The sequence below is a fragment of the Pseudoalteromonas sp. SR41-8 genome (assembly GCF_014163915.1).
In the GTDB taxonomy this organism is placed as follows: Bacteria; Pseudomonadota; Gammaproteobacteria; order Enterobacterales; family Alteromonadaceae; genus Pseudoalteromonas; species Pseudoalteromonas rhizosphaerae.
Genome location: NZ_JACJEE010000009.1, coordinates 1 through 19,719, shown reverse-complemented (window position 1 = coordinate 19,719; position 19,719 = coordinate 1). Strand labels below are relative to the sequence as shown.

Sequence of the window (19,719 nt, the reverse complement as noted above, 5' to 3'; positions counted from 1 at the left end):
TACGCCAATATCTTGGCAAAAGCTGCATTTACAGAGGCTAACAGTCATCAAGGTGTCGTTAGCTAGCTCTAGTTCTAGTTAAGTAAAGCAAGTTATATGCCTAAATGTAAGTGTTAATTTAATCTGTAAAGCGCTAGCCTAGCCACTATGATTTTTGACATAATAGCCAGCTTACTCTGGCAAACCAAGAATACTATGGCAAATACTGAACAAACTCTTTTCGCAAAACGCTTTCGTGGCTTTTTCCCGGTGGTTATTGATGTTGAAACTGCAGGCTTTAATAAAGTAACCGATGCACTGTTAGAAATTGCGGTGTCAGTATTAAAAATGGATGATGAAGGCCTACTCAGTATTGATCATACTGTGCATTTTCATGTTGAGCCATTTGAAGGCGCAAACATTGAACAAGCCGCTATTGATTTTAATGGTATTGATCCTTTCTCGCCATTACGTGGCGCAGTATCTGAAGAGGAAGCGATCAAAGAAATTTGTAAAGTGGTACGTAAAGCTCAAAAAGCTGCGGGTTGTCAACGTTCAGTCATAGTGGCTCATAATGCGGCGTTCGACCATGGTTTTTTAAATGCAGCAATAGAACGTAATAATATTAAGCGTACGCCATTTCATCCGTTTGTTAGTTTTGACACAACCTCATTAGCGGGTTTGGCACTTGGTCAAACGGTACTTGCTAAAGCATGTCGTGCAGCTGGCATTGAATTTGACAACAAACAGGCTCATTCAGCATTATATGACACCGAACGTACGGCAGAGCTATATTGTTTGATAGTTAATCGTTGGCAACAGCTGGGTGGCTGGCCTTTAGCTGCAGAAGTGCCGGAAGATGCAGAGCAAGCTGGTGACAACGAAGACTCAGCCGTTAAAACGACTGAGTAATTTTACCTTCGCTCATTTTAACTAAGTGGGGCGGATAAATACGCGAAAAGTGTTTTGAATCTTTTGCGATTTTTAGCTCCACACCGGGATGCATTAACTCATTAATTTTTAAACGGCTAGTAGCTAAAAGCTGTGCTATTTTTTGTTTTACTAGATGTTTTTTACGTTTGGTGTTGGCAATACGAATATTAATTTGTTGCTCGCTGGCACTAATTTTGTCTAAAAATAATTGTCGTTTTGCTGGTGCTGGAATTTTAACTGCTTTTTTACGTGCTTGCTTTAATGCTGCGGATTTAGTGGCTAACAGTTTTTCAAAATCGGCAATTTGCAATTGTTTTTGTCTCAAGTCATGCCAATACTGCGCGATGAAAACTCGGGTTTTTGTGCCCGATGGGGCACCTAGCTCTCCGGTTTCAATTCGCATGGCATCTAAAATATTGCCGCCAATAATTTTACCGCGCGGATTATTTGCTTTACCAACGCGGATCAACCGCCGAGCACTCAAGTCACAATGTAATGCTTGTCGTTCAATAAAGAGATCTTGTTCGCTATGAATATGGCAATACTGGGCATAGCCAATTGAAATAGTCCGAGCGGCTTTAATTTTGCAAGTAAACGCTTCGTCATTTTCACGCTTACGACCAATTGCACCTAGCATAATTGTGACCGCACTGGCACTTTCGATCTGGCCTGATTCAACAAATCCCAATACCGTGATATCACCACTGGCACGCACGTGCATACCATCTTTTATATCGCCACTGATAATTACGCTGCCGTCAAAATCAACATGACCGGTGCCAATATCAACATTATCAAAACACAACACGTCATCAACGCGCATGCCACGAGGGAGGGCGACAGGCACACCTTTACAATCTGCAATCAGTACATTGGGATTAGTTGGATCGAGTTTAGTGCCTTCAAATGGTTGTAATGGTAGATCTTTACCTGGTATGGCGGGCAGCACATCACCAAATACCGTATAACCATCTTCCCCAGGAGTTGCAGCAACACGCTGCATTAGAGGAGTGCCCGGTTTTACAGTGATGATCGCGCCTAAATTGCGCATATCGACCTTACCACCTTCTTTTGCTTGTGGACTCAATACACGATCTTGTGCTGTAGCGCACAAACGTACAAATTTAGCGTCGCTGCCTTCTTTTGGTCTACGACCATGAGCAACAATCGCTCTATAGGAAACACCCGCAGGCTTGTCAAATTGCTGACCTAAAAAATTGTCCAGAGCACGAGTGCTAATGCCATGTAATACGCCAGCATCAACCAGTGCTTCGCGAGCCTTGTCAATCGACATTAAGGCCCCACCTTTAGCAGTGGTTAATGTGGCTTCAGCGACCATATTTTTTTCATCAACCTGAATGAATATCGACGCATCGAGTGCACGAGCAACAATTAAAGAATCATCCTGATAGTTTTTGCTCGGTGAGAATAACTTACCAATATTTGCACTGACTATATCGAAATCAGCGAACGGGGACTGTTCGATTAACTCAATAAGTTGCGCGCTAGTCACTGGGAAACCACTATTTTTAGGGTGCTCAAGCAGTGACACAAAACCCGTTACAGGGTTATGTATAAACAACGACATTTATCGATTTCCTATGTAATATGCCTGTTTTTATTATTTTTATTTAGATGCTTTAATTTACATGCTGCTCGACTAAACCGTTTTTGGGTATTTTCAAACTAACACGCTGCTGAGCATAACCCCTAAGCAATGTTAAGTAAATGTTATTTTATTGTTCGGTGCAATGAAGAGGATTAACATATATTTGCATATTTAATCAGCAACGCCATAGCAATATAAAATAAAGCATAAAAGGGCCTTGAGTATCAGCGCGTTACTCGGTTATACTGGCTGCACGCTCTGAATGAGTTTACTAATTCAGGGGCTGATTAGGATTCGACGGAATTCAAGAAGCCCAAGGTGCATGTCGAGGTGCGGTTTGCCTCGTTAAAAAGCCGCAATTTAAAGTAATCGCAAACGACGATAACTACTCTCTAGCAGCTTAGGCTGGCTAGCGCTCCTTCCATGTATTCTTGTGGACTGGATTTTGGAGTGTCACCCTAACACCTGATCGCGACGGAAACCCTGGCCGGGGTTGAAGCGCTAAAACTAAGCGGCCTCGCCTTTACTTACCGTGTTTGTCCGGGACTTAAAGGTTAATTAAATGACAATACTAAACATGTAGTACCGACGGTCGAGGCTTTTCGGACGGGGGTTCAAATCCCCCCAGCTCCACCAATATCGGTTTTTAAATTCGTTGATTTAAAAACCCTAAAAAACCCACCAATTTGAGCAATCAGGTTGGTGGGTTTTTTTATGGATTTCATTTATATAAAACAGCGGGTTTTCTGTACAAATAAAGTTTTAAAGTGCTATTTTAATAACCGCAGGTCAATTTAACTACCTAAGTAATGAATATAAATAATGCCTAAATACACACCGCCTTTTACCCTCAGCAACAAAATACTGACCCTAGTTGCGCAGATTAGTGAGCAAATAGGAAGGTTAACCATACAACAAGAGCAAGAGAAACTGCTGCGGTTGCGTAAAGTTAATCGTATGCGCACTGTACAGGGGTCACTGGCAATTGAAGGCAGCACCTTAACACAACAGCAAATTACCGCGATACTCGATGGCAAACGAATAATTGCACCACCTAAAGAAGTACAAGAAGCACATAATGCAATCAGTACCTACGATGCACTTGCTCAATGGCAACCAGCAAATAGTAAACACCTACTAGTAGCACATCTGTTGATGATGAAAGGTTTAGTCAAAGACGCAGGTATGTATCGTCAAGAAGGCGTAGGGGTGATGTCCGGTGAGCAAGTTGTACACATGGCACCCCAAGCTGATCGCGTAGCAAAGTTAATGGCAGAGTTACTTGATTGGTTAGCCAATTGCGATGTTCATCCTCTTATTGCCAGTTGTGTATTTCATTATGAATTTGAGTTTATTCATCCCTTTTCTGATGGTAACGGGCGAATGGGGCGTTTATGGCAAACACTAATTTTGTCTAAGTGGCATGAGGTGTTTGTGAATATTCCTGTAGAAAGCATGGTGTATCAACATCAAGATAATTACTATTTAGCGATTCGCCAAAGTACTCACCAAACCGATAGCGCTCCTTTTATAGAGTTTATGCTGCAGATGATTTATGACGCAATCTTAGAAGCGAATAACACTCCATTAAATGACGGTTTAAATGACGGTTTAAATGACGGTTTAAAACTCACAGCTCTAGACAAGAAAATTATTAAGCTAATAACTAACAATACGCATATTACACATATGCAATTGTCAGATGAGCTTAGTAAATCAGTAAGAACAATTGAAAGGCGCATTAAAATTCTAAAAGAAGCAGGGTTGATTAGACGAATTGGCGCTAAAAAAACGGGGTATTGGCAAGTTCATGATTCTCTAAAGTAGATTTTAAGCGTGGCGATAGCTACCGAATCACCTTCATTAATAGCAAGGGTAAAAAGAACCGCACAGTACCAATTAGTGAAAAGCTGTTTAATGAGATCCCTAAAAAATCAGGGCCACTATTTGCAGATTGCAGAAAGGCGTTTGAAAGGGCGGTAAATTAACTTACCAAAAGGGCAGTGTAGCCATGTTCTACCGCATACTTTCGCAAGTCATTTTATGATGAACGGAGGTAATATTTTGGTACTACAGCAGACACTTTGCACCAAGTCATTTAGAAGATGCTATTAAGTTAGGGCCGAAAATATTTTAAAACTGTCATCAGTAGGTTAGTTATAATAATTATTATTTTTTAGGCATTAATTTATGAGCAAAGCTAATAACTCAAATGGGATATTAAAATAAACGATGACATCGATGATGAAGCACTTTTGTCATCAGCATTTGAAGAAAACTACGAATTAATAAAGTTAAACTGTGAGCCAGAACTGAAAAGTCAAATTGATAGAGACGGCTCGTAAGGAATTAACAGGGTAAGTTTGGGCATCTACTTGGGGGGTTAGGCAACTTCATTTATATTTAAACCAAATTTCCTTATTAAAGAGATATGTTTTTTTAGCCCTTTAAACGTAGCATTTTCGTCAGTATTTGACCAATAACCACCTCGAACATTCTTCCACCCAAACTTTTGCATTAGGGTGAGTGTAATTCGGTTTTCTTCGACTTCTGCTTGTTTCCAGTCTGTAAACGTGCTGTCCCATTGTTTGATAATTTCTGTGGGAGGAAATATCTTAGTCCATGCGGACCCCTTACCTTTAAAATGCGCTTTAATACGCTTTTCGGGGTCTATAGATTGCCCAACGTAGAGTTTAGAGTTTTGCAACTTTAAAACGTATAAATATATATTTGTGCCACGATTAGTGTCCATAATTCGCTCCCTGTCTAACACACAATGGTCGGAATGGCTTTTTGCGTTATTTGCCAAACCATGACAATGAAACATTGTCGTAGTTAAATAATTATAGTTTGATTATTTAATTGTATATATTGTTTGACTTAACTATGCCCACATAATACCCAAACTCATAAAATAACATAACAGTCAGTGAAATTACACGAAATGCTAACTTTTTGAATATAATATAACTTGTTGTTTTTGTTGGTAGCCTGTAACAATCGAGGCTTTTCGAGCGAGGTGTTCCCACAGCTTCACCAATATCGTTTTTTTATGCCTGCTATAAAGCTGTTATGTATTCAAATGGTGATAGGTGTTAGCTCTTTAGGTACTCGTAACTTGTTTTGTCTCATGGTAACTTTGCTAGCATGTTGTTGTATTGCAAAGTTGTGTTACATGGAATTTTTAGCTGGCGATTTATTAACGCCGCTCAGCGTGATTGGGCTTATTATATTATCGGCTGTAACGTCGATGATTTCGGCGGCTTTTGGTGCTGGTGGCGGGTTGATGTTGTTGGTGGTGATGGCGTCGTTATTGCCTATGAGTATTGTTATTCCGGTGCATGGGTTAGTGCAGCTGGGCTCAAATGCCAATAGGTTTATGCTGACTTTTAAACACCTTGATAAAAGTATGTTTGCGTACTTTTCACTCGGTGGGCTTATTGGTGCGTTTGCTGCGTCGTCTATTGTGACCCGTATTCCACTTGAATTGATGAAAATTGTCGTGGCAGGGTTTGTACTTTATTTATTATGGGGAGTGACGCCAAAGTTGCGTGAAACCTCAGCTTTATGGCGCAGTACAGCTGGTGCTGTGACAACATTTTTATCGATGTTTGTTGGCGCAAGTGGCCCGTTAGTGGGCAGTTGTTTGTATGTTAATAATTATGAAAAGCTAAGATATACCGCTACTTTTTCCGCTTGTATGAGTGTGCAACATACTTTTAAAGCTATTTTGTATGGCTTTGTAGGTTTTTCGTTTTGGCAGTGGTTGCCTTTAGTTGCGGCAATGATCATCAGTGGTGCGCTTGGCACGTGGCTTGGTTTACAGTTATTACAGCGGATTTCTGCGGCTAAGTTTAAACGTATTTTTCGGGTTGTTTTAACCTTACTTGCGCTGCAATTGGCATGGCAGGGGTTACAAGCGTTTTAGCTAACAATTTGTTAAAGCGCTATAAGTCTAGGTGTCATAGCGCTTTATAAATTCTAAGGAGTACAGGGACAAGGGCAGGCTTTTCTATTACACATCATTACAATGAGTGTTGCACTGATATTCTAAATCACACTGACTTTGGTAACGATGAATAGGCAATCACAGCGGCATCCCTGTGTGCTAGATCGGGGTGCTGTAACTTTTTACTGTATTCATCACAAAAGATGATTGCATCTCCTTTTGTTATCAATAAAGGGTCGTGAGTGAAGTTTAATAACAGCGATTGCCAGCGCTGTATTATTTCTTTTGGTGGGCTTGGCAGAACTTTTAATATTGCTTTTGATTGGGTAAATTGGCTGTTTATTGCGATGTTTAGCATGTCGTCGTTTGCAGCTCCTAGCCAGCTAGTACCGTTATCGCCAACGCATAAAAGTGGCATATAAGGCGCAAGTGCTGGGCATACATCATTTCTATACACCTCAACTTTCCAATAGTTACGGGCTATTTTTACAAACTGAGTAAAATCTTTAATTGGGGTAAAGTTTGATGTCGCTAAAGGCAAAATCTCTACTCTGGGTTTATTGGCATTCACGGTGTCGTTAGAAACATCAATATACCAAGGACCAATAATAAATGCGTTTTGAAAATACTCATCCCGCAGTGAACCCCATGCTTTTTGTAAAGGATTGCCCTGTGCAATAAGACCTTTTAATAAGCTAAGCCCAGGTTTGTTTGTGTGCGGCAGTTGTGCTTGTAGTAATGTAAATACCTCGTCTCTTATTTCTCTACAGCGGCCAATTGGATAAGGTTTTTCAGCAAAGTAAGGCATAGTAGGCGCAAGTGTTAAATCGGCTATTAATCTTAGTTGAGCTAAGTCAGCACATAGTAAAGTAAGCTGCTCTGAGGAAAAGTTATTATCAAGCACGTATGTTCCTTATCGTATTTATTGTAATTTTTTTAGTTGAGCTTGTGTGTAGGCGTCATCTCTAAGCCACCTTAACATGTTTGGATAACCGTTGGGGTGATCAGGTTGTTCGCACATAAACCATGAATACAACAGCGGATAGCCAAAGCCAGTATTATTGCTAAAAACGGTTATTAAGCTAGCTGAACTGCCTTTATAACCGTGTTGATGAAATAAAACATCGGGTGCAATATTTAAGTAACAGGCTGCGGCCCATGACCATGCAATCGCGGTCATTTCTTCAGCGGCTTGGTGATCATGGTTTTTCATATCGCCGGTTAAACAGGTTCTGTTTGTCTCTGAGGTTACTGCAATATGCCCAGCCTCATGAAGGATATCACCAGGATAGAACCCATTGACAAAATCAAGCAATAAAACGCCTTTTTCTAGCTTAAGGCCGGGTAAAAAGGTTTTTTCGTCTAAGGTTTGATACCTGTGCTTTATACCAATATTAGTAACAAAGGCGAGAATTTTTTCAATCTCAATGTTCATACCACTCCCTGTATTTAGCAATTACAATTGTTGCTTACAGTAATATAGCACTCTATTTTAACTAAGTTTAGTTAGCGTTAATAAATCAATTTAAGGTGTTTTGCTTGCCTAAAATCAGGCGCGAAAAGGGAGTTATTATGCAAAATGAATTGAGAGTAAAAGTACCTCATCTGAAAAAAACAGCGCAGAGCATACTACCTTGTTATAAAGAAACTGGGCGTTTAGGTTTATTTCAATTAAAACGAATGTGGCACAAAGCGCAATTACAAAAACAAGGCTGTGCGGATAAAAAAATAATAGAAGGCGAATGGTCGCTTGATGTCATGATCATGGATACTTTAGGCTTAGGGCTCACACCGACGATAGAATTCATTTTTTCATCGGATAGTTTTTTAACGTTCGAAAACTGGGTAGAACAGCGTTATGGCATAGCTATTTCAAATACAGTTAAAAGTAAGTTAAATGAAAAGGTAGCAGCATTTTTTCAGCAAAAAGACCCAAAACAACAAAAAATATTACTAAATCAGCCTCGTCATTATGTTTTAACGTCACAGCAGTGGCAAAGCTGGGATGATAATGGTTACGTTATTATTCCTGAGTTGGTGGAAAAAACGCTATGTGAAAACGTTTGTAATATGATTTATGAACGTTTGAATATGGATAAACACAATCCTGCTTCATGGTACCGAAATCATGATCTTAAACAAGGAGTTATGGTACAAATTTTTAATGATATAACAATGCAAGCTATTCGGAAGCAGCCTCAGGTGCGGGATGTTTTTGAGCAACTGTGGGGTAAAAGTAATTTAACTGTAAGTACTGATAGGGTTGGTTTTAACCCGCCAGAGACATTGAGTTGGCAGTTTCCCGGGCCAAATCTGCACTGGGATATTGATTTTAATAAACCGCTCACCTTTGCAACGCAAGGGTTACTGTACCTTACTGACGTTACCGCTGATCAAGGTGCGTTTAGTTGTGTTCCTGGTTTTCATAAAAAAATAGACGGCTGGCTTGCTAGCTTACCTAAAAACACCAATCCACATCATTTTAATTGCCAACAATGGCACAGTACGCCTTTGCCTGCAAAAGCGGGCAGTTTAATTGTTTGGCAACATACACTGCCGCATGGTAGTTGTCCAAATAGGACGAATAGTCCTCGAATTGTGCAATATATAAATATTAGCTCATTATAAAGCTAAGCAAATCAAGCCTGCAGTTATTTATAAGAATAAAAATGATGCCATGTAATAACGTGTAATGTTTTTTATAACACTCCTGTGCCATGCTCAAGATAATTTAAATTAAGCTGCATTTACTAAGCCTTTTATTTTTTTTATGGTTTTTTATGATGTTTGATATAAGTCAAATAAATTAAAGCTATATAAAATAAATGAAAATTAAAGTTGTACCCTATAGCTTTTAAACTAAGCTCTTAACTGAATGTAGCATTAATTCCCTAATAGAATTTAGCGCGATAATTGGATATCAAAGGAATACTTCAGTATGGAAGCACAAAGTTCACAGCTTACAAAGCGTTTACGGCGCGCAAAACCAATAATTTGTTATTTAAAGTCTTTACTTAAAATGCAATTAGAGTCATGTGCTAAAGCCGTTATAGTGAGTGAAAGTAGCTCAACATACCGCAACAATATACATACAGAAATCGATTTCACCCCCATCCTGTATACACTTTGTTTTAAGATTAAATACTTGCTCATTCATTCTCTTCGTTTGAGAACAAATAATGAATGATGACATACTTATTCCTGAAGTTGTTAATGCTGGTGAGAATATAGTCTCTCCAGTCATTTCGTTTGCCAAGCTTGAAATTTTTTATAATGTAAAAAAGATGTCTGCCGATTTGCTTGTAGCAAAAAAATTAGAATGGGTTAGACATGTTAATACCCAGTGTTATCAGGGCGATTGGGATGTATTGCCTTTAAGAGTGCCTGTTGAACATGCTGATAAGCATGTGATTCTGCAATCTTTCGCAATTGAGTCTAGCTCAAGTTTTATTGATGGCGATCACCTTCAATATTTACCTTCTATTAGTGAGTTATTGTCAGAATTTAAATGTAATATTTTATCTGCACGGCTTATGCGCCTTTCCCCCAACTCTTTGATTAAACCCCACCGAGACCTTGGATTGAGTATTGAGCTATCAGCCCAGGCACGTATTCATATTTCTTTAGAGACATCTGAACATGTTGAATTTTTAGTGGATGATTTAAAAGTTCCAATAAGTCAGAGCAGCTGTTGGTATATAAATGCCGATGCGGAACATTCTGTAATAAATACTGGTGATACACCAAGAATCAACCTTGTCATAGACTGTAATGTTAATGAGTGGTTGTTGGATTTAATTATGAACTCTAAAGAAAAAACATATTGTAGTAAAAAAAGTAAGCTAAGGAGCTAAAGAGGTAATGAAACTTAATATTCCTAAGGGCTTAAATATAAGACCGTCAAATGCAAACGATAAGCCTTTTTTAGAAAAGCTGCATAGTTTAATGCGACAAGACTTACAGTTAATTGATGGCGAAAAAGATTTTGTAGAGTCAATTGTGGAAATGCAGTTTAAAGCTCAAACCCAAGGGTATGGAGATAAGTTCCCCAATGCAATGTACTTTATTATTGAAAAACATCATGAAGCAATCGGTAAGGCAACCATTGATTTTGGCCCAAATGAAATTCGTATCGTCGATATTGGCTTTTTACCAAGTGCGAGAGGGCATGGTTTTGGCTCAGCGATAATTCAATCGTTTCAAAGTGCCGCATTACAATCTGGTGCACCTTTAACACTGACCGTTGAGCAACATAATTTTGCTGCAAAGCGTTTATATCAAAAGTTAGGCTTTAAAATTGAATCAATTAAGGCTCCTTATGAGTTACTAATTTGGTATCCGCCAGCTTTTAGGAATATAGCTTTAGGTTAATTTAAAAAGAGGGGTAATAAACGAAAGGTAATAAAGCGCCTCGCTTGATCATTGGTAGGAATAACTGTTTTTTTAGCTAACAAGAGCGAGTCTAACTTAATGAGCAAAGGAGCAAGTGTTGTGAAACTAACTAGTAGTTTATTTGAAGACTTAATCGGTCAGGATGTTGAAGTTTTTACGGCCGATGGCAAGCATAAGCTAAACGAGTTGCAAGTTGATGCTATTGATGAGTGCAAGCTAAACAGTAATGAATTCGAAGGATTTTCTGTAACGTTAACCGCCAAATCAAATTTTCCGCTTACTGATGATACGTATACATTAAAGCATCAAAAGTTGGGTGAAATGCCACTGTTTTTATCTGCATACGAAAAAGATAAGTATCAAATAATTATCAGCATAAAAAAAGAAGCATAAAGGAGTTTAATAATGTCAGAACCCTATATTGGACAGGTTACCCTCTATGGCTACAATTGGGCACCTAAAAATTGGTCTTTATGTAACGGTCAGCTAATTCAAATTAGCCAAAATCCAGCGCTTTATTCTCTCACCGGCACCGCGTATGGTGGTGATGGTAGAACAACCTTTGGTTTACCAGACTTTCGTGGCAGAGTGCCAGTGGGGCTTGGTGACTTAGGAAGCGCTAGTTACGATAGAGGCAATGCTGGTGGCGCTGAAAACGTAACGTTAACCTTAGCAAATATCACTCATACCCACGACGTGCAAGCAAGTACGAAAACGGCTAACTCTCCACTTGCTAATATTCCGGGACCAAACCAAATGGCGACGCAGACGGCAGAGCCTATATATGCCGCAGCTACAAGTTTGGTAAATACCTCAGACTCCACGGTATCAAGCATTGGCGGCGGTCAGAGCCACAATAATATGCAACCTAGCTTATCTCTTAACTTTGCCATTGCACTCACTGGCATTTATCCGAGCCGAAACTAAGGAGGTCGTAAATGGAAGGGTTTATTGGACAGATAACGATGTTTGCCGGCAATTACTCGCCGTTTAAATGGGCGTTTTGCTACGGACAGATCACCGCAATTCCAGGGAATGAAGCGTTATTCTCTTTGCTTGGGAATACTTATGGTGGAGATGGTAGAAGTAGTTTTGGGTTTCCTGATATGCGAGGTCGGTTACCTATGGGGTTCGGCAGTGGTCCCGGATTAACGCCAACACAGATAGGAACAATGAAAGGGGTAGAAACGGTCACCTTAGATATCAGTCAAATACCATCGCATAGCCATAATTTTCAGGTAAGTAACAACGCCGCTACGGGTACAAACCCTGCTGGGCAAGTGTTGGGTAAAGCTGATATTTACTGTGAACCAGCAACGGCCCAGCACAATGATGGCCCTTCAGCTATGTATAACGGCATTATTGCCTCTGCGGGAAGCAATCATGCTCATGAAAACAAAATGCCTAGCCTTGGGGTTAATTTTATCATATGTCTAAATGGCATATATCCACCTAGAAATTAAGGAGAAGAATAATGGCTGATTGTTTTTTAGGTGAAGTTCGAATGTTTGTATGCAATTTTACACCAGAGTGGTGGACCAGTTGTGAAGGACAGCTACTACCTATATCGCAAAATTCAGCACTTTTTGCGGTAATAGGCTGTAACTTTGGCGGTGATTGTCGCACCACCATGGGGGTACCAAATTTACAATGTAGAGTTCCGATGGGGACGGGGACAAGTCCAGGCCTGACACCAAATATGTTAACTGAAAAGCAAGGCGCAAATGAAGTTGTGTTACATGAGTCGAACTTACCTGCTCATACCCATACTTTTAATGGTACGACTTCATTAGGCGGAACGGTTGGTACGGGGCAGGGGAATCTACTCGCTCAGTCTGCAACTGGTACTATTTATGATAACGCTCCTAATGCGCAAGAGCAGATAGCGATGGATTATGCTGCGCTTGGTACCAATGGCATGGCAAATGCTGGACATGAAAACCGCCAGCCATTTTTGGCGATTCAGTTTGCATTGGCACTAGATGGTACATTTCCACCAAGGAACTAGCTTCGTAAGACGCAAAGAATTGGTAAGAGATTGGCTTGTTGTTGGTGCTGATCCTTACTAATACTTATATTTTATGGTGGTAATTGAGTGTCATTATAGCTTTTAAATTAGTAACTTATTGTGGTGTTTGTAAGAGTGGTAACCAATGTGTAAAAAAGAAGTTTGTCAGCTTTTTTATCTAATAAAGTTAAAGCTGGTGCTGTGCTTTATATTTGTTGTTTTATCTATTGGTACGACGAATGCACAGGGAATTGAGTTTGTTAATTTTGGCAACAAGATAAAGCTTGAACAGAGCAGCGCTGAACCTAAGAGTGTGTATAAGTTTGCTAATTCAGAACAATTGGTAGAGCTGAGTAACAGAATAATCATAAAAATAAAGGCTGGGATGGGCGGTGGCGTTACAAACGCCTTAAAACAAAAAATAGAGGTGGGTCAGCTAGCCACCTTTGGGCCCTTTGCAGAGCACGAGTTTATGGTGGTATCGCTAAAAGACGCGTCTGTAAAGCGCTTGACTGATGCACTAGCGATTGCCAGTGTTTTGGAGGGGGTAATATATGCTCAACCAGATATTTTACAAATAAAAAGTAAGCTCGAAGTTGAAAATCATAACGCTGCGCAATGGTTAACAAAAACCTTGTCGCAATCAGATTCTATGAAAAGCTTACCTTTTCGTTTATTTCAGTTAGAGAAATGGCAAAAACAACTACAACAATCGACTCAAGGCGAGGGAGTAACAATCGTTGTTATCGATGATGGCTTTGATTTAAAACATGAGGCCTTAGGTAAAACTAAGGTATTACTCACCTACGATATTGAAAGACGAGTCAAGGACGTACAGCCGCAAAGCCGCTTTGATAAACATGGTACTAAGGTAGTCGGAGTGATCTTTGCAAGCGCAACCAACTTGCTGCCAGCTGAAATGGCTGGCCTTGCAATCGACGCCGGGCTTATTGCAATAAGGCAAACAAGAAGCTGGACAAGCCATACATTGGAGTCGTTACATATCGCGCAACTGGCGCAAGCCGACATTGTTAACATGAGTTGGCAAACGCAGTTGCTATTAGAACCAATAAAAGATGCCATTGATGGCCTAGCACAAACCGGCCGAGGCGGTAAAGGAACCTTAGTGGTATTAGCCGCTGGAAACAGCGGGAAGATGATTAAAGCAAATAGTACAGAGGCGAGTATTTCGTCTGCGGTGGTGGTGGGCGCAATAAATAGCAGCGGTATGCCGGCAAGTTTTAGCGACTTTGGTAAATCGGTTAGTGCTTGGATGCCAGGTTACAGTGCTAGGGGTATCGCAAGAAATAATGCATACAGTGGTTTTGGTGGTACTTCTTACGCAGCGGCATATTGCACGGGCATGATTGCACTGCTGTTGGCCGCTGAACCCGAACTAACGGCAAGTAAAGTCAAACAAAAGCTGGCTCAAGTGTCTGGTTTAGCGTTGGACAACCAGAGTAAGTAAAGTAATTAAACGGCTGTGTTAGCTACTTATAACACAACAATTTGGATAAAGGTCGTTCCTACCTTGGAAGTGAGCTTCTGGGTATAAAATGTGGATAAAACTATGGATGCAGAACATAACAGCGCAATGGTATTTACGTACAGTAAACTACAAACCCATATTAAGGCCGCATTGCTATGCAGTGCTGCTATTCAGTTGCCTATGGCGGTGGCTTCATCAACGCTAGCAAATGCAGAGACATTACAGGGCGGGGCGGCTCATACAGCTGTTAATCAGCAAGCGCTAGAGTACGTGCAGTCAAGGTTGACTAGCAAAGCCATTACGGTCACGCGCGATCCAAATTGGGGGCGGCTGGAATTTCTGCAATGTGTACCTGCTGATGGAAACCCCGCAAATACGTATTGTAGTCAATTTGGTACCGAGACGGCATGTGATCTGTACATAGGTTTTTGTGTTTGGGATCCTGGAACACCTAGTAATAATGATCCATCCTTTAACAGCAACCCATCTACTAACTTTGCAGAAAATGGCACGGGCACAGTGCTGGATGTTAATGCTGACAATGGTGATGGCGGTAGCAATGACGTAGGGATCACTTACACTTTATCTGGTACAGACGCTTCGCAGTTCACTATTAACTCAAGCTCTGGTGTCATCACGTTTAAGACTGCACCGGACTATGAATCGCCGGGAGACAACGGCGGCGACAATATTTACAATATTACGGTTACTGCCGATGATACTGTTAACACCGCTGATCAAAGTGTTTATATCACGGTAACAAACGTAAATGAGGCACCACTTGTTGATTTAGATTCAACCAGTGGCAGCGATAATAGTAGTGCTTCATTTTCTGAAGGCAGTGGGGCTGTAAATATTGCGCCCGATGCTAGTGCCGCTGATAGTGATGGCGATACAATAACAACAATAACCGTTGCATTAACCAACGATCAAAATGGCGCGTCAGAAGGGCTGAGTGTATCGGCGGCTGCGCAAAATGCACTTGGTGGTATATCCGGTGCCTCAGACATTACTCTGCAAGATACCATCTCAATCACCGGTGCAACAGCATCAGCCGCTGAAGTGGCCACCTTTTTGCAGAATATCACTTACGATAATACTTCAAATATGCCCGATGAAACTGCTAGAACGGTGACGGTGGTTATTAATGATGGCACTGTAAATAGTGTAAGTCGTACAGCGACTATTTCGGTTGCTAATATTACTTCAGCGAGTTCTACCGCAGCTGGATTTAGTACCTTAAACGGCACAAATTTATCTCCAGGCATTACTTTTACTAGCGAGAATGAAACACTCACAATTGCTAATACTAGCCACGTAATTGGGTCAACAGCCGATGGCGGTGGCGGCACTGATACACTGTCTGTAGTGTCGGATGTAGACTTAACTGGGTTCACAAGCTTAACGGGTTTTGAAACCTTAACGCCCTATAACAATGGTTCATTGACATTAAGTGAAACGCAGCATGACAGTTTCACTACCATAAATGGTAATGGTACAAATCAATTTACTATCGCTAGTGCCAATGGCGATCAAACGCTAACGGGTGATGCGGATATTGAAGCTTATGTGCTTGGCGCAGCAATGACCTTTACGCTTGGTAGCGCAGCGCAAAATGTAACTGGCAGCAGCGCAGATGACACCGTTAATATTAATACCTTCACGGTAACTGGTACATTGAACGGCGCTGCGGGTACCGATATATTACAGGCTGGTACTGGTGCTGATCTTAGTGGTGCAACAATATCTGCCTTTGAATCATTAACACTTGCCAGTGGTGCTAGTGTGACCATGACTGAAGCACAGCACGATAGTTTTACAACGTTTACAGCTCCAGGCGCAGAGACGATAACTATTAGCTCAGCAACGGATGGACTAACAGGCAACAGTGCGATTGAAACGTATGTTTTATCTGCACCAAATGCATTCACCCTTAGCGCTGCGGGGCAAAATTTTACTGGTAGCACCGGCGACGATACTCTCAATATTGGCTCAGTTAGCGCAACCGGTATTTTAGCGGGCAACACCGGCACTGATACGTTATCTATTGGTAGTGGTGGCAGTATTTCTGGTGCCACGATTAGCGGCTTTGAAAACTTGACGGTAGCAAGTGGCGGTTCAGCAAGTATTGCTGCATCGCAGCTCGCATTGTTCTCAGGCACTGTCTCAGGCAGTGGTAATGAGACGCTAGATATTTTAGGTGATGGTAATTTCGCTACAGTATCAGCAATTGAAAGCTACACATTAAATGACGATAGCACGAACGCGCGTACAGTATCTATTAGTGCCGCGGGGCACTCAGTAACAGCTAGCTCCGTAACTGATGCCATTACGTTTGATATTGGCACACTAGCTTATACGGGAACAATTACCGGCGAAAATAGTGTTGCTGATACATTGTCTATGAGTAGCGGCGCAAACATTAGTAATGCCACGATTAGTAATGTGACTAATTTAACACTTGCTTCGGGTGCGTCAGTATCGATGACGGCCAGCCAGCATAGTAGTTTTACGGGCACCATAACAGCGCCAGGTTCAGAAACGATTACTATCACCGGTGATGGTGATTTCACAACCTTAACTGGTATTGAAAGCTACGATGTAGCTGATGACAGTACAAATACCAGAACAATCACCGTATCAACAGGGACCACTAATGTTACGGCTGGTTCATCAACCGACGCCATAATTTTTGCAATTGGTAACAGTGCATACACGGGCACGTTAATTGGCGAGAATAGTGTTGCCGACCAAGTACAAGTAACTGATGGTGCAGACATTAGCGGCGGTGGATTTTTAAATATAGGCACTCTTTCGTTAGCTAGTGGCGCAACAGTGGCTATTGATGCCGCTAATATTGGTAATTTTAGCACTGCTATAACGGGTAGTGCGGGGACTGAAACACTGAAACTGATGGATGGTGGGGTGTTTGATTTTACCAGTACCTCAGTGTCTGCTGTTGAAGGCGTGGCAATAGGAACTGACAATAATGCCACGATAACCTTGACTGACAACTTTAATACCAATGGTCAAGCAGTATCAGTGTCAAATGCGAGTGGCGGTGAAATTACAGCAGCCCTATCAATAAATGCTTCAGCCTTTGCCAGTGACATATTGACAATTACAGCCAGCAATTTTAATGGCGATGATACTATCGTTGGCGGTAGCGGCGCAGATACCATCCGCCCTGGCGGTGGTACTGATTCGATGACCGGCAATGCAGGTAACGATAATTTTGTCGGCAGTGCATCACAATTATCAGGGGATACCATCACCGATCTAGCCGTAGGTGATACCTTAACGATTACTGGCGTGACAGGGCTTTCAAGTGCAAATGTGCGATTTAATGGCACTAGCACATTAGAAGTTGATACAGATGCCACCGATTTTAATATTTCTGAGCTTACGCTCTCATTAAGTAATTCACCAGGCTCAAGTTTAGCTTTTAGCGTTGCTGAAAGTGGTAGCGATACCATAATAACTTTTGTTGAGCCAAATAGCGCCCCCGTATTTAGTGGTTTGAATGGCGGTGCAACCTTTACTGAAAATGGCTCTGCAATTGTTATCGACTCTGATGTGACTATCGCTGATACTGAGCTCGATGCCCTTAATGGCGCAATTGGTAATTATAATAATGCCAGTTTAACTATTAGTCGAAACGGTGGGGCAAGTACTGAAGATGTTTTTGCGAACAATAACTTATTGGGCGCGCTAATTGAGGGCAATACGTTTACTTATAATTCGACCACAGTCGGAACGGTAACGACTAACTCCTCAGGTACCTTGGTACTGACCTTTAATGCTAATGCTACATCTGCAATTGTTGACTCAGTTTTACAAAGCATTACCTATCAAAATAGTTCCGAATCTCCATCATCATCAGTGACTTTGGATTATGTCTTTAATGATGGGATAGCAAACAGCGCGGGTACAAATCAAGCGATAGTGAATATTACTGGGCAAAATGATGCCCCAACGGATATTTCACTTTCATCGGCAAGTATAAATCAATCATCAACTGGACCTGGTGCTAATATAGGGGCGCTCACTACCTCAGATGTAGATACCACCGACAGTCATAGTTATACGTTTGTAAGCTCAGGCGCAAGTGTAAACGGTACATGTAGCGCTGACACAAACAATAGCAGTTTTCAGATCAGTGGCACCTTAATTCAGACGCAAGCTGCACTTAGTGCAGGAAGTTACATTGTGTGCGTACAAAGTAACGATGCAACAACAACTTTTCAAAAAGCGTTTACTATAACGGTAAATGATAATGTTGCGCCAAGTGCGCCATCTACCCCTGATTTAAATGCGGCTGCTGATTCAGGGTTATCTACTACGGATAATATTACCAACGATACCACGCCAACATTTAGTGGCACTGCTGAGAGCGGTTCAACAGTTAGTCTTTACAGCGACCAAGTTGGTGCTGGAGCAACTGTAATCGGGTCTGGCATAGCGACCGATGGCAATTGGCAAATTACCACTAGCACTTTAACTGCCGGTTTAGACCATGCTATTTCAGCAAAAGCAACAGACTCAGCAAGTAATGTAAGTAGTAGCTCAAGCGCACTTACAGTGACAATTGACACAACCGCGCCGAGCGCACCAAGTGCAGCCGATCTAACTGCAGCCAGTGATAGTGGCTCTTCGAGTACAGATAATATAACCAATAATACAACACCCACTTTTACCGGTACAGGCACCACAGGCGACACTATAACTCTTATTTCAAGTGTTGATGGCTCAATAGGCAGTACTGTTGTTAGTGGTGGGGTGTGGAGTATCACCGTAGGCTCAGCAATGACGAGTGGCTCGCATACGATTGTGGCACGCGCGACGGACTCTGCTGGAAATATTACCAATGGAACGAGTACTACAATAACCATTGATACTAACGTGAGTGCACCGAGTATTACCACCCCGATAGAAGTAGATGGTCGGATCAATGCTGTGGAAGATGCGCATGTGCTTATACAAGGTAGCGGCGCTGACTCTGGCGCTACGGTTAATGTGACCATCAGCGATGGTTCGAATAACTTATCACGGACTGTGACGGCCGATGGCTCTGGGGCATGGACTATCAGTGGTAGTGAGTTTGATGTCAGCAGCTTTAACGATGGCACGCTCACCGTCAGCGCCACACAAAGTGATGCGGCGGGTAACACCTCCAGTGCAGCCAGCACCTCAGTGATTTTAGATAACGCAGCACCGAATGCCTTGACCATAACGACCCCGATTGAGGTTGATGGCCGGATCAATGCCGTAGAAGATGACAGTGTATTGATCACCGGCTCTGGGGCGGAAGCCAATGCCAGTGTCAGTGTGACTATCAGCGATGGTTCGAATAACCAATC

At 41.6% G+C, this 19,719-nt stretch carries 16 protein-coding genes, 1 other RNA gene and 1 pseudogene; 14 read left to right on the top strand and 4 right to left on the bottom strand.

What is annotated here, in order from left to right:
- Positions 1-195 precede the first annotated feature (195 nt).
- Positions 196-891 (top strand): ribonuclease T, encoded by a 696-nt coding sequence (rnt, locus tag H5162_RS07925; protein WP_145237162.1) that lies wholly within the window; start codon positions 196-198, stop codon positions 889-891.
- On the opposite strand, the gene H5162_RS07920 is transcribed toward rnt, so the two are convergent.
- Positions 875-2,500 carry a DUF342 domain-containing protein gene (locus tag H5162_RS07920; protein ID WP_145237159.1) on the bottom strand — a complete coding sequence of 542 codons (1,626 nt, stop codon included), beginning with the start codon at positions 2,498-2,500 and terminating at the stop codon, positions 875-877. The genes rnt and H5162_RS07920 overlap by 17 nt on opposite strands.
- Positions 2,501-2,800: 300 nt before the next feature.
- Between H5162_RS07920 and ssrA the strand changes: the two genes are divergently transcribed.
- From ssrA to H5162_RS21350, 3 genes and pseudogenes are all read left to right on the top strand, one after another.
- Positions 2,801-3,157: a transfer-messenger RNA gene (gene ssrA, locus H5162_RS07915) on the top strand.
- 186 nt (positions 3,158-3,343) lie between these two features.
- Positions 3,344-4,348 (top strand): Fic family protein, encoded by a 1,005-nt coding sequence (locus H5162_RS07910; protein ID WP_182778205.1) that lies wholly within the window; start codon positions 3,344-3,346, stop codon positions 4,346-4,348.
- Between the two features lie 20 nt (positions 4,349-4,368).
- Positions 4,369-4,658, top strand: a pseudogene (locus H5162_RS21350) (site-specific integrase); the annotation flags it as partial.
- A gap of 246 nt (positions 4,659-4,904) precedes the next feature.
- On the opposite strand, the gene H5162_RS07905 reads toward H5162_RS21350, so the two are convergent.
- On the bottom strand, positions 4,905-5,273 hold the full coding sequence (locus H5162_RS07905; protein WP_182778203.1) for a GIY-YIG nuclease family protein: 369 nt from the start codon (positions 5,271-5,273) through the stop codon (positions 4,905-4,907).
- Between the two features lie 423 nt (positions 5,274-5,696).
- Here H5162_RS07905 and H5162_RS07900 point away from each other — a divergent pair, with 423 nt between their 5' ends.
- Entirely contained in the window at positions 5,697-6,449 is a 753-nt protein-coding gene (locus H5162_RS07900) for a sulfite exporter TauE/SafE family protein (protein WP_182734375.1), read from the top strand.
- A 127-nt stretch (positions 6,450-6,576) separates the two neighbouring features.
- Here the strand turns inward: H5162_RS07900 and H5162_RS07895 are convergent, their stop codons facing one another.
- Positions 6,577-7,374, bottom strand: coding sequence for a hypothetical protein (locus tag H5162_RS07895; protein ID WP_145242932.1), 798 nt, complete (start codon positions 7,372-7,374; stop codon positions 6,577-6,579).
- Between the two features lie 18 nt (positions 7,375-7,392).
- Positions 7,393-7,905, bottom strand: coding sequence for a hypothetical protein (locus tag H5162_RS07890; protein ID WP_182778201.1), 513 nt, complete (start codon positions 7,903-7,905; stop codon positions 7,393-7,395).
- Between the two features lie 137 nt (positions 7,906-8,042).
- On the opposite strand from H5162_RS07890, the gene H5162_RS07885 reads away from it, so the two are divergent.
- The 9 genes from H5162_RS07885 to H5162_RS07845 all read left to right on the top strand — a co-directional run.
- A complete protein-coding gene (locus tag H5162_RS07885; RefSeq protein WP_182778199.1) occupies positions 8,043-9,098 on the top strand; it encodes a phytanoyl-CoA dioxygenase family protein in 1,056 nt (351 codons plus the stop codon).
- 551 nt (positions 9,099-9,649) lie between these two features.
- Positions 9,650-10,324, top strand: a complete 675-nt coding sequence (locus H5162_RS07880) for an aspartyl/asparaginyl beta-hydroxylase domain-containing protein (RefSeq protein ID WP_182731104.1) — start codon at positions 9,650-9,652, stop codon at positions 10,322-10,324.
- A gap of 7 nt (positions 10,325-10,331) precedes the next feature.
- A complete protein-coding gene (locus H5162_RS07875) occupies positions 10,332-10,841 on the top strand; it encodes a GNAT family N-acetyltransferase (protein ID WP_182731105.1) in 510 nt (169 codons plus the stop codon).
- A 120-nt stretch (positions 10,842-10,961) separates the two neighbouring features.
- Positions 10,962-11,255, top strand: a complete 294-nt coding sequence (locus H5162_RS07870) for a DUF6916 family protein (RefSeq protein WP_223192109.1) — start codon at positions 10,962-10,964, stop codon at positions 11,253-11,255.
- A gap of 12 nt (positions 11,256-11,267) precedes the next feature.
- A complete protein-coding gene (locus tag H5162_RS07865) occupies positions 11,268-11,789 on the top strand; it encodes a phage tail protein (RefSeq protein WP_182778197.1) in 522 nt (173 codons plus the stop codon).
- Positions 11,790-11,800: 11 nt separating this feature from the next.
- The gene (locus H5162_RS07860) at positions 11,801-12,325 is read left to right on the top strand and encodes a phage tail protein (protein ID WP_182731107.1); all 525 of its coding nucleotides are present in this window, start codon (positions 11,801-11,803) and stop codon (positions 12,323-12,325) included.
- Between the two features lie 11 nt (positions 12,326-12,336).
- Positions 12,337-12,870, top strand: coding sequence for a phage tail protein (locus H5162_RS07855; RefSeq protein ID WP_182778195.1), 534 nt, complete (start codon positions 12,337-12,339; stop codon positions 12,868-12,870).
- A gap of 145 nt (positions 12,871-13,015) precedes the next feature.
- Positions 13,016-14,338, top strand: a complete 1,323-nt coding sequence (locus tag H5162_RS07850) for a S8 family serine peptidase (protein WP_182778193.1) — start codon at positions 13,016-13,018, stop codon at positions 14,336-14,338.
- Positions 14,339-14,440: 102 nt separating this feature from the next.
- Positions 14,441-19,719, top strand: a 5,279-nt coding sequence (locus H5162_RS07845; protein WP_182778191.1) for an S-layer family protein, incomplete at its 3' end; no start/stop codon positions are given.

Coding starts and splice junctions, on each gene's coding strand:
- rnt (WP_145237162.1), top strand. CDS start 196: ATGGCAAATACTGAACAAACTCTTTTCGCAAAACGCTTTCGTGGCTTT.
- H5162_RS07865 (WP_182778197.1), top strand. CDS start 11,268: ATGTCAGAACCCTATATTGGACAGGTTACCCTCTATGGCTACAATTGG.
- H5162_RS07860 (WP_182731107.1), top strand. CDS start 11,801: ATGGAAGGGTTTATTGGACAGATAACGATGTTTGCCGGCAATTACTCG.
- H5162_RS07880 (WP_182731104.1), top strand. CDS start 9,650: ATGAATGATGACATACTTATTCCTGAAGTTGTTAATGCTGGTGAGAAT.
- H5162_RS07920 (WP_145237159.1), bottom strand. CDS start 2,500: ATGTCGTTGTTTATACATAACCCTGTAACGGGTTTTGTGTCACTGCTT.
- H5162_RS07910 (WP_182778205.1), top strand. CDS start 3,344: ATGCCTAAATACACACCGCCTTTTACCCTCAGCAACAAAATACTGACC.
- H5162_RS07905 (WP_182778203.1), bottom strand. CDS start 5,273: ATGGACACTAATCGTGGCACAAATATATATTTATACGTTTTAAAGTTG.
- H5162_RS07890 (WP_182778201.1), bottom strand. CDS start 7,905: ATGAACATTGAGATTGAAAAAATTCTCGCCTTTGTTACTAATATTGGT.
- H5162_RS07900 (WP_182734375.1), top strand. CDS start 5,697: ATGGAATTTTTAGCTGGCGATTTATTAACGCCGCTCAGCGTGATTGGG.
- H5162_RS07885 (WP_182778199.1), top strand. CDS start 8,043: ATGCAAAATGAATTGAGAGTAAAAGTACCTCATCTGAAAAAAACAGCG.
- H5162_RS07855 (WP_182778195.1), top strand. CDS start 12,337: ATGGCTGATTGTTTTTTAGGTGAAGTTCGAATGTTTGTATGCAATTTT.
- H5162_RS07850 (WP_182778193.1), top strand. CDS start 13,016: ATGTGTAAAAAAGAAGTTTGTCAGCTTTTTTATCTAATAAAGTTAAAG.
- H5162_RS07875 (WP_182731105.1), top strand. CDS start 10,332: ATGAAACTTAATATTCCTAAGGGCTTAAATATAAGACCGTCAAATGCA.